Annotated in this window: 12 protein-coding genes; 8 read left to right on the top strand and 4 right to left on the bottom strand. The window is 73.3% G+C overall.

Annotated features, from left to right (window positions below):
- Positions 1 to 185 precede the first annotated feature (185 nt).
- Positions 186 to 1,439, bottom strand: a complete 1,254-nt coding sequence (locus tag F0L17_RS24500) for an acyl-CoA dehydrogenase family protein (protein WP_155072724.1) — start codon at positions 1,437 to 1,439, stop codon at positions 186 to 188.
- 172 nt (positions 1,440 to 1,611) lie between these two features.
- On the opposite strand from F0L17_RS24500, the gene F0L17_RS24495 reads away from it, so the two are divergent.
- The 5 genes from F0L17_RS24495 to F0L17_RS27170 all read left to right on the top strand — a co-directional run bounded on the left by F0L17_RS24495 (position 1,612) and on the right by F0L17_RS27170 (position 6,132).
- Positions 1,612 to 2,265 carry a TetR/AcrR family transcriptional regulator gene (locus F0L17_RS24495; RefSeq protein ID WP_155072723.1) on the top strand — a complete coding sequence of 218 codons (654 nt, stop codon included), beginning with the start codon at positions 1,612 to 1,614 and terminating at the stop codon, positions 2,263 to 2,265.
- A 515-nt stretch (positions 2,266 to 2,780) separates the two neighbouring features.
- The gene (locus F0L17_RS24490; RefSeq protein WP_155072722.1) at positions 2,781 to 4,019 is read left to right on the top strand and encodes a MurT ligase domain-containing protein; all 1,239 of its coding nucleotides are present in this window, start codon (positions 2,781 to 2,783) and stop codon (positions 4,017 to 4,019) included.
- Between the two features lie 49 nt (positions 4,020 to 4,068).
- Positions 4,069 to 4,797 carry a type 1 glutamine amidotransferase gene (locus tag F0L17_RS24485; RefSeq protein ID WP_155072721.1) on the top strand — a complete coding sequence of 243 codons (729 nt, stop codon included), beginning with the start codon at positions 4,069 to 4,071 and terminating at the stop codon, positions 4,795 to 4,797.
- Between the two features lie 115 nt (positions 4,798 to 4,912).
- On the top strand, positions 4,913 to 5,863 hold the full coding sequence (locus F0L17_RS24480; protein ID WP_155074156.1) for a cytochrome c oxidase assembly protein: 951 nt from the start codon (positions 4,913 to 4,915) through the stop codon (positions 5,861 to 5,863).
- A 110-nt stretch (positions 5,864 to 5,973) separates the two neighbouring features.
- Positions 5,974 to 6,132 carry a hypothetical protein gene (locus F0L17_RS27170; protein WP_202917934.1) on the top strand — a complete coding sequence of 53 codons (159 nt, stop codon included), beginning with the start codon at positions 5,974 to 5,976 and terminating at the stop codon, positions 6,130 to 6,132.
- Between the two features lie 100 nt (positions 6,133 to 6,232).
- Here the strand turns inward: F0L17_RS27170 and F0L17_RS24475 are convergent, their stop codons facing one another.
- The gene (locus tag F0L17_RS24475; RefSeq protein ID WP_155072720.1) at positions 6,233 to 6,640 is read right to left on the bottom strand and encodes an SSI family serine proteinase inhibitor; all 408 of its coding nucleotides are present in this window, start codon (positions 6,638 to 6,640) and stop codon (positions 6,233 to 6,235) included.
- A gap of 366 nt (positions 6,641 to 7,006) precedes the next feature.
- On the opposite strand from F0L17_RS24475, the gene F0L17_RS24470 reads away from it, so the two are divergent.
- Together F0L17_RS24470 and F0L17_RS24465 are read left to right on the top strand one after the other, a co-directional pair.
- Positions 7,007 to 9,136 carry an amylo-alpha-1,6-glucosidase gene (locus F0L17_RS24470; protein ID WP_155072719.1) on the top strand — a complete coding sequence of 710 codons (2,130 nt, stop codon included), beginning with the start codon at positions 7,007 to 7,009 and terminating at the stop codon, positions 9,134 to 9,136.
- 246 nt (positions 9,137 to 9,382) lie between these two features.
- Positions 9,383 to 10,501, top strand: a complete 1,119-nt coding sequence (locus F0L17_RS24465) for a glycosyltransferase family 4 protein (protein ID WP_202917933.1) — start codon at positions 9,383 to 9,385, stop codon at positions 10,499 to 10,501.
- 40 nt (positions 10,502 to 10,541) lie between these two features.
- Here the strand turns inward: F0L17_RS24465 and F0L17_RS24460 are convergent, their stop codons facing one another.
- Positions 10,542 to 11,555, bottom strand: a complete 1,014-nt coding sequence (locus F0L17_RS24460) for an ion channel (RefSeq protein ID WP_155072718.1) — start codon at positions 11,553 to 11,555, stop codon at positions 10,542 to 10,544.
- On the bottom strand, positions 11,552 to 12,805 hold the full coding sequence (locus tag F0L17_RS24455) for a cation:proton antiporter (protein WP_202917932.1): 1,254 nt from the start codon (positions 12,803 to 12,805) through the stop codon (positions 11,552 to 11,554). The genes F0L17_RS24460 and F0L17_RS24455 overlap by 4 nt, the downstream gene beginning before the upstream one ends.
- Before the next feature lie 249 nt (positions 12,806 to 13,054).
- On the opposite strand from F0L17_RS24455, the gene F0L17_RS24450 reads away from it, so the two are divergent.
- Positions 13,055 to 13,786, top strand: a complete 732-nt coding sequence (locus F0L17_RS24450; protein ID WP_162466650.1) for a 1-acyl-sn-glycerol-3-phosphate acyltransferase — start codon at positions 13,055 to 13,057, stop codon at positions 13,784 to 13,786.
- Positions 13,787 to 13,882: the final 96 nt, after the last annotated feature.

The raw sequence follows: 13,882 nt of genomic DNA, 5'->3' as shown, positions 1-13,882 counted from the left end.
GTTGAGGGTCGTTCAGCATTCCACGACCTGGGGGGAGGCATCGCCGCGCGCCACGGACGCCGCCGCGATCACCCCGAATGGCCGCCGCCGTGTCGGGTGATCGCGGCGGGTCGCGCAACGGTGCGGCGGCGCGTCCGGGAGGTCCCGGCGAGGGGCCTGCCGAACGGGCCCGCGGGGCCCGGGGATCAGCGGATGTGCACACCCGAGATCGTGCGGGCGATGACCAACCGCTGGATCTCGCTGGTGCCCTCGAAGATCGAGTAGATCGCGGCGTCCCGGTGCATGCGCTCCACCGGGTACTCCCGGGTGAAACCGTTGCCGCCGAGGATCTGCATCGCCTGGGCCGTGACGGTCTTGGCCGTCTCCCCGGCGAAGAGCTTGGACATCGATCCCTCGGCGGCCTCGAAGGGCCGGCCCGCGGCCGCCATCCAGGAGGCCCGCCACACCAGCATCCGGGCGGCGTCGATGCGGGTGCGCATGTCGGCGAGCTGGAAGGCGATGCCCTGGTTGTCGATGATCGGGCGGCCGAACTGCACCCGGGTCCCGGCGTACTCCAGGGCGACCTCGTACGCGGCGCGCGCGATGCCGACGGCCTGGGCGCCCACGGCCGGACGGGACGCCTCGAAGGTGGCCATCGCGGCGTTCCCCACGCTCCCCCTGCCTCCGGCGGAGGGCGCCCCCGCGCCGCCCTTCCCGGCTCGTTCGCGGGCGCGGGCCAGACGCTCGTCCAGCTTCTCCTTGCCGCCCAGCAGGCAGTGACCGGGGATCCGGACGTCGTCCAGGACGACCTCGGCGGTGTGGGAGGCGCGGATGCCGTGCTTCTTGAACTTCTGTCCCTGGAAGAGGCCGGGGGTGTTCGGCGGGACGACGAAGGAGGCGTGTCCCCTGGAACCGAGTGCGGGGTCGACGACGGCGACGACGACGTGGACGTTCGCGATGCCGCCGTTGGTCGCCCAGGTCTTGGTGCCGTTGAGCACCCACTCGTCCTTGGCCTCGTCGTAGACCGCGCGGGTGCGCATCGCGGAGACGTCCGATCCGGCGTCGGGCTCGGAGGAGCAGAAGGCCGCGACCTTGACGTCGTCGGCGTCGCCGTACATCTGCGGGATCCAGGTGCCGATCTGCTCCTCGGTGCCGTTGGCGAGCACGCCGACGGCCGCCAGGGCGGTGCCGACGATCGACAGGCCGATGCCCGCGTCGCCCCAGAACAGCTCCTCCATCACCATCGGGATGCCCAGGCCGGTGGGGTCGAAGTACTGCTGGGCGTAGAAGTCGAGCGAGTACAGACCGATCTTGGCGGCCTCCTGGAGGATGGGCCAGGGGGTCTCCTCCCGCTCGTCCCACTCGGCGGCGGCGGGGCGCATGACGTCGGCCGCGAAGCCGTGGATCCAGTCCCGAACGGCCTTCTGGTCGTCGTTGAGGTCGAATGCGAACTCCGCCATGGAAGCCCCTCCATCTGGTTGTTACTAGCGGTAACGTGAATATGTCACCGCCCGGCGCCGTGTCAACCGGCGTCCACCGGTCCGTCTCGCCGTCTTCGGCGGGTGTTACGTTGCGCGAGGGTGGAAGACGGCGAAACGCGCCGAGGCGTACAGGGACGGGGAGACCGGGCAGATGGAGACCACACAGCGGGAGAGGCGGCGCGACGGGCAGCGCGGCGCCGCCGAGCAGCGCCGCAGGGAGTTGCTGGAGGCGGCCGAGCGGGTGGTCCTGCGGGACGGCCCCGGCGCCTCGATGAACGCCATCGCCGCCGAGGCGGGCATCACCAAACCCATCCTCTACCGGCACTTCGGCGACAAGGGCGGGCTCTACCGCGCCCTGGCCGTACGGCACACCGACGCCCTGGTGGATGCGCTGCGGACCGCGCTGGACGAGCCCACCGACCGGCGCGAACGCGTGGAGGCCGCCCTGGACACCTATCTGGCCGCCATAGAGGCCCGGCCCCAGGTGTACCGCTTCCTGATGCACCCCGCCGAGGAGCCCGGCGGCGAACGCGGCTTCGACATCGGGCAGCACGCGGCGCCGCTGCTGCGCAGGCTCGGCGAGGAACTGGCCACCGTCATCGCCGAACGCGTCGAACTCGACCCCGACTCCGGAGAACGAGCCCGGGTGTGGGGGCACGGCATCGTCGGCATGATGCACGCCGCCGGCGACTGGTGGCTGCGCGAGCGCCCCTGCCCCCGGCAGTCGCTCGTGAAGCACCTGGCGGATCTGCTGTGGGGCGCCCTGGCCACGGCGGACGACCGTGCGGGCGGACCCGGCTTCTGACGGCGGCGGACCGCCCGGAGGACCCGGACGCCGCCCGGCCCGCGGGCGGCGACGTCGCGTCACGGTCCCACCGTCCCGGAGGGTTTCGGCGCCCCGGGCCGGGCGGCGGAGGACTCCCCGGAACGCGTACGATGACGCCCCGGTCCCCATCGAGCGGAGGTCGGGCCCCGTGGCGCCGACGACGGCGGTCCGCACCGTCCCGGCGGTCGCGGACGGCGTCCGTCGGGGGCACCGTCCGGCCCGCCCACCGGCTCCCGGCGGGCGCCGCGTCGACCCGAACGGGCGCTCTGCCGGACGGGTCGGTTCCGCATCGGACGGCGCCACTCGCGCCCCGGCGCGGGCCCCGTCCACCCGGCGACCGCGGGAGCCGGACGGAACCGGAACGTCCGGGGACGTCGTCGCGGGCACGGGCGTCGCCCTACGCCGTGCTGATCATCTTCGGGTGGCGCGGTTCGGGACCGGGAGAGGACCTCGGTAGGCTGATGCCCGACCCAGGGGCAAGGAGGGACAGGACGATGGCAGGCAACACGGAGCCGCTGCCGCCGCGGGCCAAGCTGGCCGTGACGGCGGGCAAGGCCGCCGCGGCGGTGTCGCGGGCCGCGGGCCGCGGCAGCGGGTCGGTGATCGGCGGACGGGTGGCGCTCAGACTCGACCCCGACCTGCTGGCCAGGCTCGCCCAGAAACTGGACGTCGTCCTGGTGTCGGCGACCAACGGCAAGACCACCACCACCCGACTGATCGCCGAGGCGCTGCGCGCCGCCGGCCCGGTCGTCTCCAACGCCCTGGGCGCCAACATGCCCGCGGGCATCACGGCCGCGCTCGCCGGGAGCGGCGATGCCCGCTACGGCGTCATCGAGGTCGACGAGAAGTACCTCGCCATGGTCGCCCGGGACGTCACGCCCAAGGCCATCGCCCTGCTCAACCTCTCCCGCGACCAACTCGACCGCGCCGCCGAGACCCGGATGCTCGCCGAGCGGTGGCGCGAGGGCCTGTCCGGCTCCAAGGCCGTGATCGTGGCCAACGCCGACGACCCGCTGGTGGTGTGGGCCGCCTCCTCCTCCCCCAACGTGGTGTGGGTGGCCGCCGGGCAGGAGTGGAAGGACGACGCCTGGTCGTGCCCCGCCTGCGGCGGCGTCATGCAGCGCCCCGGCGACGACTGGTTCTGCGGCGAGTGCGGTTTCCGCCGCCCCACCCCGAGCTGGGCCCTCTCGGGCGACCACGTGCTGGATCCGCACGGCTCGGCCTGGCCGATCCGTCTCCAGCTCCCCGGCCGCGCCAACAAGGCCAACGCCACCACCTCCGCGGCCGTCGCCGCCGCCTTCGGCGTCCCGCCCCAGGCGGCGCTGGAACGCATGTACTCGGTGACCGCGGTCGCCGGCCGTTACGACGTGGTCTCCTTCCAGGGGCGCGAGCTGCGTCTGTTGCTGGCGAAGAACCCGGCGGGCTGGCTGGAGACCTTCTCGCTGATCGACCCCCCGCCCGCCCCCGTGATCCTGTCGGTCAACGCCCGCGGCGCGGACGGCACCGACACCTCCTGGCTGTGGGACGTGGACTACTCACGGCTGGCCGGCCACCCCATCTGCGTGATCGGCGACCGCAAGCTGGACCTGGCGGTCCGGCTGGAGGTGGCCGGGGTGGACTTCCAGGTGTGCGACGGCCCCGCCGAGGCCGTGCGGCAGTGCCCGCCCGGCCGGATCGAGGTGATCGCGAACTACACCGCGTTCCAGGACATCCGCCGCGTCGTCGGCAACTGATCCACGAGCCCAGAGCCCTACGAAGACACGGCGAGGATGGCGAGCGAGCATGAATGAGAGCGGCCTGCGCCTGGTGTGGGTCTACCCGGACCTGCTGAGCACCTACGGCGACCAGGGCAACGCCCTGGTGGTGGAGCGGCGCGCGCGACAGCGCGGACTGGCCGTGCACCGGACGGACGTCCGGTCCGACCAGCCGATCCCCACCTCCGGGGACATCTACCTGATCGGCGGCGGCGAGGACCGACCGCAGCGGTTGGCGGCTGAGCGGCTGCGCCGCGACGGCGGGCTGAACCGGGCCGTGGACAACGGCGCGATCGTCTTCTCGGTCTGCGCCGGCTACCAAATCCTGGGGCACGAGTTCGTCAACGACCTCGGACAGCGCGAGCCGGGTCTGGGCCTGTTGGACGTGACCAGTTCCCGCGGCGAGGGCGAGCGCTGTGTCGGCGACGTCCTGGCCGACATCGACGAGCGACTGGGCCTGCCCCAGCTCACCGGCTTCGAGAACCACCAGGGGATCACGCACCTGGGCCCGACGGCCCGACCGCTGGCCCGGGTGCGGCTGGGACGGGGCAACGGCACGGGAGACGGCACCGAGGGCGCCTGGAACGACACCGTCTTCGGCACCTACATGCACGGTCCGGTGCTGGCCAGGAACCCGCAGATCGCGGACCTGCTGATCAAGATCGCCCTGGACGTGAACGCGCTGCCGCCGGTGGACGACCGGTGGTACGAGGCGCTGCGCGCCGAACGGATCGCCGCGGCCACCCAGCCCGCCTGACGGGCGTCCGACGCCGCTCGGGCCCGCCCCCGACACACCGCCCCCGACCAAAACCCCGGTCGGGGGCGGTTCTACTCTGGTTCGAGCGGAACGGCACGATATGGGAGAGCTGCGGATGGACCACGACGGACACGGCATGACGACGGACCTCCCGCCGTTCACCCTCGGGCGTGGCCTGGAGTTCTCCCCCGAACCGTTCTTCCTCGTCGGCTGCCTGCTGGCGCTGGCGCTCTACGGCTGGGGAGTCGCACGACTGCGGCGGCGCGGCGACACCTGGCAGACGGGCCGCACCGTCTCCTTCGTCCTGGGTGTCCTGACGGTGGCGCTGATGATGTGCACCGGGCTCAACGACTACGGCATGGTGCTGTTCAGCGTCCACATGGTGCAGCACATGGTGATCAGCATGCTGTCGCCGATCCTGGTGCTGCTGGGCGCCCCGGTGACGCTGGCGCTCCGCGCGCTCCCGGCCGCCGGGCGCGGCCGGAAGGGACCGCGCGAGGTACTGGTGGCGGTGCTGCACAGCCGGTACGTGCGGGTGATCACGCACCCGGTGTTCACCATCCCGATGTTCATCGCGAGCCTGTACGCCCTGTACTTCACCCCGCTGTTCGACTTCCTGATGGGCTCCGGGGCCGGGCACATCGCGATGATGGTGCACTTCCTCGCGGTGGGGCTGATCTTCTTCTGGCCGATCATGGGCGTGGACCCGGGACCGCACCGCCCCGGTTACGTGATGCGGATGCTGGAGCTGTTCGCCGGCATGCCCTTCCACGCCTTCTTCGGCATCGCGCTGATGATGGCCGGCGAGCCGATGGTGGAGGCGTACGCCGACCCGCCCGCCTCGCTCGGTGTCACCGCGCTGGCCGACCAGAACGCGGCGGGCGGCATCGCGTGGGCCTTCAGCGAGATTCCGTCGGTCGTCGTCCTGATCGCCCTGGTCTTCCAGTGGTACTTCTCCGAACAGCGACAGGCCCGGCGCAGCGACCGGGCCGCCGACCGCGACGGCGATCGGGAGCTGGCGGCCTACAACGCCTACCTCTCGTCGTTGCAGGCCCGCGGCCGGTAGGCGCGCGGCGGGCCGTGCCGGGCACGGACGCGGTACCCGAGTCGCGGCGGGAAGCGTCGAGGCCCCGTGCCCGGGTACCCGTCCGACCGACCGGGAGGAGGGTGCGAACGATGCAGGAGACGGCGAAGACGATGGCCGTCACCACGATGGCCGCCCTGGTGGTGATCACCGCCTACACCGTGGCGCTGGGTGGCAGCGGCTGGCTCTGGTTCGCCTGGGTGGTCCTGGGGCTGGTGACCCTGGGCCTGGCGACGGCGCGGAGCCGCTGAACACCGCGCGAGCGGGGCACGTGGACGGAGGCCCCGACGGCTGTCCGACCCCTTCGGCGTTCCGCCCACCGCGGTGGGCGGGACACCGAGGGCACGGGACTCAGAAGTCGAACACGGCTCCGGTCCGGCGGACGAGCACGCAGACGTTGGGGAACTCCGTCCGCCAGTGCAGCCGGCTGTCCCGCCAGGTGCCCTCGGCCTCGGCGACCACCGGCCGGTGCTCGTTGGTGCAGTTGCTCTGCCGGCCGGAGAGGGCTCGCAGCTCGCCCCCGGCCCGCTCGATGTCGGTGCAGGCGGCGGCCGCCCGGGGATGGGGCCCGTCCCCCTGGTCGGGGCAGATCAGCAGCACACCACGGGTCCAGGTTCCCTTCGCGTCGGAGACGGTCAGGAAGAGCTCGCCGCGTGCGGGCTCCGGGTTCTCGGGCACGGCGCGCGCGGCGGACGCCGGGACGATCGTGAGGAGCGCGGCGACGGCCGCGACGGCGGCGGTGCGGGAACGCGGGGGCATACGGGGTCTCCTCGGCAGTACGGGGGCGGATGGGCGACGGGGACGGACGCGGGAGGGACCGCGGGAGGGCACGGTCGACGTCCAGACCAGCGCTCCGGGACGGGTCCGACAAGGCGCCGTGCCGGGCCGTCCCCCGTCCGGCGGGCACCTCTCCCCCGTCCGGACGCCCGCCCCTCAGCGATCCGCGCTCCACTCCACTGCCACACGCCCTTGAAGAAAACTTGCGTCACACCGTATAAAGACGGTGATCGTCGCGTGATCTCCGCGAGGAGGTCACGGGCGTTCTCTTCTGCGTGCTTCTGCTCGCCTTTCTGCTGTGGTTCTCCACATCCGGCTTGCCGTTTTCTGCTGTGTGGGAGGGTGACGATGGCGGAGGGATGGACTTTCGCCGGAGAATCCGCGCGGGTCGACACCGGTGCGGTCACACTCATCGAGGGTTCGTCGTTCTGTCTGGCCGAGCCGGGGGGCGACATCGCCCCCGGCACGTCCCAGGGACTCTTCTACCGGGACACCCGCATCCTGTCGGCCTGGCGGTTGCGGTTGGACGACGAGGAACTCGACCCGCTCTCCACGATGGTCCCCGAGCCCTACCGCGCGGTCTTCCTCGGCCGCGCCCGCCCCCGGCCGGGACAGACGGAGGCCACCCTCCTGGTCGAGCGCCGCAGGTTCGTGGGCGCCGGGATGCGCGAGGACGTGGTGCTGCGCAACCTCGGCAACGAGGCCGCCGCCTGCGTGCTCACCCTCCGCGCCGAGGCGGACTTCGCCGACCTGTTCGAGGTGAAGGAGGGGCGGGTCCGCCACCGCGGCCGGCACGGGGTGGAACACGGTGACGGCACGCTGGAACTGTCGCGCCAGTGGCGCGGGCAGAGCCGCGGCGTCCGGATCGCGGCCGAGGGCGCGGCCGGGGCGCCGGGGTCGCTCACCTTCCGGGTCGTGGTGCCGCCGCGCGGCACCTGGGAGAAGTCCGTTCTGGTGACCCCGCTGGTGGACGGGGTCGAGACGCCGACGTCCTTCCCGCTGGAGCGGCCGGTGGAGCAGGCCGGCCCGGTGAAGCGCAACACCGCGTGGCTGGAGACCGGGCCCCGGGTCTCGGTCGGCGACGAGGCGTTGGGCACCACGTTGCGCCGCAGCCGCCGCGACCTGGGCGCGCTGCGCATCTTCGATCCGGAGGTGCCCGACACCCCGGTGGTGGCGGCCGGAGCGCCGTGGTTCATGGCCCTGTTCGGACGGGACTCGATCCTCACCGCCCTGATGGCGCTGCCCACCGACCCGCGGCTGGCCCTGGGCACCGCCCGGGTCCTCGCCCGCTACCAGGGCACCCGGGTCGATCCGATGACCGAGGAGGAGCCCGGCAGGATCCCGCACGAACTGCGCTTCGGCGTGGACGCCTCACTGGTGCTGGGCGGCAACGTCTACTACGGCACCGTCGACGCCACCCCGCTGTTCGTCGTCCTGCTGGGCGAGTTGCTGCGCTGGGGCGTCGACCGGGAGGCGGTACGGGCGCTGCTGCCGCACGCCGACCGGGCTCTGGAGTGGATCGAACGGTACGGGGACCGGGACGGTGACGGCTTCGTGGAGTACCGGCGCGCCACCGACCGGGGCCTGGCCAACCAGGGGTGGAAGGACTCCTGGGACGGCGTCAACGACGCCGACGGCCGCATCGCCGAGCCGCCGATCGCCCTGGCCGAGGTGCAGGGCTACGTCCACGCCGCCTACCTGGCCCGCGCCCTCCTCGCCGAGGACGCCGGGGACGCGGACGGCGCCGCGCGCTGGCGGGGCAAGGCCCGCGAACTCGCGCGCCGGTTCGACGAACGGTTCTGGCTGCCGGAGAAGGGCTGGTACGCGATGGCGCTGGACGGCGCCAAGCGCCCCGTCGACTCCCTGGCCTCGAACATGGGCCACTGCCTGTGGAGCGGCATCGTGGCCGCCGAGCGGGCACCGCGGGTCGCCGAGCACCTGCTCTCGCCCGAACTGTTCAGCGGCTGGGGGGTGCGGACGCTGGCCACCTCCATGGCCGCCTACAACCCGATGAGCTACCACAACGGCTCGGTGTGGCCGCACGACAGCGGCATCGCGGCGGCCGGGTTGATGCGCTACGGCTTCACCGAGCACGCCCGGCGCGTGGCCGAGGCCGTGCTCGACGCCGCGGCGGCCTTCGGCGGACGGCTGCCGGAGCTGCTGTGCGGCTTCGACCGCGCCGAGTACGACCAGCCGGTGCCGTATCCCGCCTCCTGCTCACCGCAGGCGTGGGCCTCGGCCACCCCGCTGCACCTGATGCGCGTCCTGCTGGGCGCCGAGGCGTGCCTGCCCCACGGGCGGCTGCGCCTGGCGCCGGCCCTGCCCGAGCACTTCGGTCCGCTGCGCGTGGTGGACCTGCCGCTGGGCGACGCGCGCGTACGGGTCGAGCTGCGCGACGGGCGGCTGGACGTGGCCGGCCTGCCGCCCGGTGTGGAGCTGACGGACGAGCCGTGCCCGTGCACGGCGTTCGACGGTTGAGGCCGTCCCGCCGCTCCGCGCCCTTCCCCCCTCGCGGCCCCGCCGCCCCTGCTCGCTCTCCGGTCGCCCCTGCCCGCTCTCCGCCTCTTCGACGCCCCCGCACCGTCTGCGCACCGTCTCCGCACGGTCCCCGGGGCGGCCGTCCCGCTCTTTCGTCCCCCCTCCGGATCCGCCCGGCCGGGCCCCGGCGTCGGGGCCCCGACCGGTCCGTGTCCGAAACACCGAAGCGTGCAAAGGAGGATTCGCATGAACGACCGGCAGCTTCGCATCGCGATGGTCGCGCCACCGTGGTTCGACCTTCCCCCGCGCGGTTACGGGGGCATCGAGGCCATGTGCGCCGACCTGGTCGACGCGCTGGTCGAGCGGGGCCACCAGGTGACGCTGATCGCGGCCGGCCGCAACGGGACCCGTGCCCGCCTGGTGCGCACCTACGACGTGCCGCAGGGGCCGCGGCTGGGCGAACCGCTGCCGGAGGTGCTGCACGCGGCGGCGGCCGGACGGATCCTGTCCGATCTGGACGTGGACGTGGTGCACGACCACTCGCTGGCCGGTCCCCTGCTCGCCCGCGGCCGCAACGTCCCGACGGTGGTCACCGTCCACGGCCCGGTCGAGGGCGAGCCGGGCGAGTACTACCGACAACTGGGGGACAGCGTGCACCTGGTGGCCATCTCCGACGCCCAACGGCGCCCCGCCCCCGAACTCAACTGGTGCGGCACCGTGCACAACGCGCTCCGCCCCGAGGACTTCCCCTACCGTCCGGACAAGGAGGACTGGGTCCTCTTCCTGGGGCGCTGCACTCCCGACAAGGGCATGCACCTGGCCATCGACGCCGCGCGCGCCGCGGGCCGGGAGATCAGACTGGCCGCCAAGTGCAGCGAACCGGCGGAGCGGGAGTACTTCGAGGCCGAGATCAGGCCCCGGTTGGGCGACGGCGTCGAGTGGCTGGGCGAGGTCGGCGGCGTCCGCAAGAAGGAGCTGCTGGCCAGGGCCCGCTGCCTGTTGTTCCCGCTCCGCTGGGAGGAGCCCTTCGGCATGGTGATGATCGAGGCCATGGCCTGTGGCACCCCGGTGGTCACCCTCCGGCGCGGCTCGGTGCCCGAGGTGGTGGAGGACGGGGCGACGGGACTGGTGCGCGACGACCCGGCCGAACTGCCCGAGGCGCTGGAGGCCGTGGGCGATCTGGACCCGGCGCGGTGCCGCAAGAGCGTCGTCGAGCGGTTCCGCCCGGAGATCATGGCGGCCGGCTACGAGGCGGCCTACCTCCGCGCCATCGCCGCGCACGGCGGTACTCCCGGGGACGTGCCGCCGGAACCGGACGGCTCCCTGACCGGCGCCGTGGGCGCGGGCATGCGACCGGTGGCCTGACGCCCGCGCCTCCGCCGGCCGTACCGCGGCGCGACGGTGTTCAGGACCTCTCGGAGTCCTCGCGCCACCCGTCGCTGTACAGGAAGCCCCGTACGGTGCGCCGTCGCCGGGCGTGCCGCCGGACGGCGGCGGCGTACCGCTCCTCGTCCACGGTGGGGATCCCCGCCCGGCCCAGCACCGACAGCGGTGGCGCGGGACGCTCCCGGTCGGCTCGCCGGAAGAACTGGCCCCGCAGGGTGTCCAGCACCTGGTCCAGAGCGGCGACCAGGGGGGCGGTGGCCGCGGGGTCGGGCCGGGCCCGGGGGTCCGCGCCGGCGTCGAGCAGCAGCAGGGTGTCGTCAAGGACGGCGAGGGCGACGGCGGGTGCCTTGGTGGGGACGGTGCTGTGGAAGTAGTGGACGACCGGATAGGCCAGGTGCTGTTCGCCCATCCGCAGCAGCGGTTCGGTCAGGGAGACCAGGTGCTGGTTGAACATGGAGCTGAAGCCGCTTCCGGTCCAGCCGGTGGCGACGATGTGCGCGGCGTCGCGGCCCAGGGCGTGGACCTGCTCGGCGAAGGCGCGCTTGTGGACGACCGCCTGGACCACCTGCACCACGTAGGTCAGGGAGAGGGTGACCAGGAACAGACCGGACAGGGAGGCGACGGGGGTGGCCACCCGGGCCCAGGTGGTGCCGGGGACGTAGTCGCCGGTGCCCAGGGTGAAGACGGTGTAACCGGCGTAGTACACCCGCGTCCAGGCATCGGCGGGAACGGAGGTGCGGGAGGAGACCACGGCGGCCTCCTGGGCGGTGAACACCAGCCACCAGCCGACCCACAACAGCACCGTCCAGGCGAGGAAGGTGACCAGCAGGGTGCACGTCCCCGACCACTTCAGCAGCCCGCCGGTGCCCCGCGTCCGGGTGTGGACGGCCCGCAGGGCCCGCCACACCCCCCGGGCCACCCGTCCGGTGACCGGCCCGGTGCCCGTCACCACGGAGAGCGCGGTGACCGCCGCGTCCACCAGGGCCAATACGATCAGCACGCACCCCAGTCCCGCCACCACCGGGCCCGTCACGCGTTCTCCTCCCTCCGCGGGGCGGCCTTGCGGTAGAGGTCCAGACCGGGCGCCGTGGTGGCGCCGTGCACGACGGTGCTGGCGGCGACGACCAGCGTCCCGGCCGCCAAGACCGTGGGATCGACGCCGAGCCGGTGGGCCTCCATCGTCAGGTAGAACAGGGCCGATACGCCGATCGGACCGAACCAGCCCAGGAAGACGGCGTCCCGCCAGGCCAGGGAGAGGGGGCGCTTGAGGGCGAGCAGGATCGGCAGTCGGCGCAGCAGCAGCACTCCGAGGACCAGCAGCAGGCCGCGCCACCATCCCAGCTCCCCCCACTCGCGCCAGGGGAGCATGGCTCCGAACACCGCGAACAGCGGCAGGACCAGGAAGCGGTTGACCGCCTCGTCGTTCTTGTCCTCGTCGGCGCGCTCGCTCACCGAACTCGTCGCGTTGAAGGCCAGACCGCTCGTGAAGACGGCCAGGACGCCGTCGAGGCGGAGCAGACCGGCCGCGCCGAGGACGAACAGGGCCAACAGCAGGGTGTACACCAGCAGGGGGCCGGATTCGATGCTCCTCTTGGCCTCGGCGACCCGCAGCCCCCGTCCGCCCAGCCAGCCCGCCAGCACTCCGAGGACCACCGCGCCCAGGACCTGCCACAGGGACTCCAGCAGCGCGTCGGTCCCCGTCAGCGTCCCGGCGACCGCCACCGCGGCCAGCACCAGGGGCAGGGCCAGGCCGTCGTTGGCGCCCGATTCCAGGGAGAGCAGTTGCCGGGTGCGGGCGGCGACGCCCTTCTCGGCGGGCTCGCCGGTGACCACGCTGGAGGCGAGCACCGGGTCGGTCGGGCACAGGGCCGCGCCCAGCAGCATCGCCGCGCCGAGGCCGACCCCGAGGACGGCGGCCGACAACGCCGTGGTGATCAGTGCCATTCCGAGCATGGCCACGACCAGCAGGACGGCCACCGGCTTCGCCCGCCCCCGCACGTCACGGAACGGGAAGCGCAGGGCCACGGCCATCACCGAGATCGCCAACAGGACCCGGGAGAACTCGTGCAGCTCCTTGTGCCCCTCCACCACGGTGGGCAGGTCGATGACTCCCAGGACCTCCGGGCCGAAGACGATCCCCGTCAGCAGGGCCAGCAGCGGTCCGCTCAGCGGCGCGCTCTGGATACGGCGGGAGAGCGCGGCGATCAACAGGGCCAGGGCACCCACGACGGTCAACAGGACATCCAGCATGTCCCTGCTGCTGCCCAGTCGTGATCGAGGCATGTCGCACCACCCCCACCCGGCCCCCCCGACAGCGCCGGCGGGGACGCGGTGGTGGGCTCCCGACGCTCCGGCCGGGTGGTTCGGGACGGCCGTCGGCCGCGGTGTCGGCCCGGTGCGCGCCCGGCGGAGGCCGAGACGGGCCGCGCACGGCGGTGCCCTTCCCTCCCGAGTCCCTCCGCCCGTCACCGCGCGCTGGAAGAATGGCGGCCGGAGAGCCGTCCGGCGCAGTAGGCAGTAGGGAGCCAGCCCGTGTTCTACAACGTGCTCAAGTACGCCCTGTTGGGGCCGCTCCTGCGGCTGCTGTTCAGGCCCCGCATCGAGGGCCTGCGGAACGTGCCGGGCGAGGGCGCCGCGATCGTGGCCGGGAACCACCTGTCGTTCTCCGACCACTTCCTGATGCCCGCGATCCTCCCCCGGCGCATCACCTTCCTGGCCAAGGCGGAGTACTTCACCGGTCCGGGCCTGAAGGGGAGGCTGACGGCGGCGTTCTTCCGCAGCATCGGGCAGATCCCGGTGGACCGCTCGGGTCGGGGCGCCGGACGGGCCGCGATCGAGGAGGGGTTGAAGGTGCTGGGCAGGGACGAGTTGCTCGGCATCTATCCCGAGGGCACCCGGTCGCACGACGGACGGTTGTACCGGGGACGGACCGGGGTCGCCGTCATGGCGCTCCGGGCGGGCGTACCGGTGGTGCCGTGCGCCATGGTGGGCACGTTCGAACTCCAGCCGCCGGGCCGGAGGCTGCCGAGGATCGGGAGGGTGACCATCCGGTTCGGCGAGCCGCTGGACTTCTCCCGCTTCGCGGGCCTGCACGAGGAGCGGACGGTGTTGCGGGCGGTCACCGACGAGATCATGTACGCGATCATGAACCTGTCCGGCCAGGAGTACGTGGACCTGTACGCGCCCGACGCCAAGGCCGCGCGGGCGGCGGCCCGGCGGGACGACGGCGGAGCGAGTCCGGCACCGGGCGACGCCGCGCCGTAGGCCGTCGGCCCGCGTCCCACAAGGTCACGCGTCCCGGTGCCCCGGGGGGGCGTCCCCCACCGGGCGGACCGGACCGTCCCGCCGCCCCCGCGACGA

This window comes from Streptomyces taklimakanensis (assembly GCF_009709575.1).
Classification (GTDB): Bacteria; Actinomycetota; Actinomycetes; order Streptomycetales; family Streptomycetaceae; genus Streptomyces; species Streptomyces taklimakanensis.
Note: the sequence above shows the minus strand (reverse complement) of the source record. Positions and strands in the feature narration are given on the sequence as shown.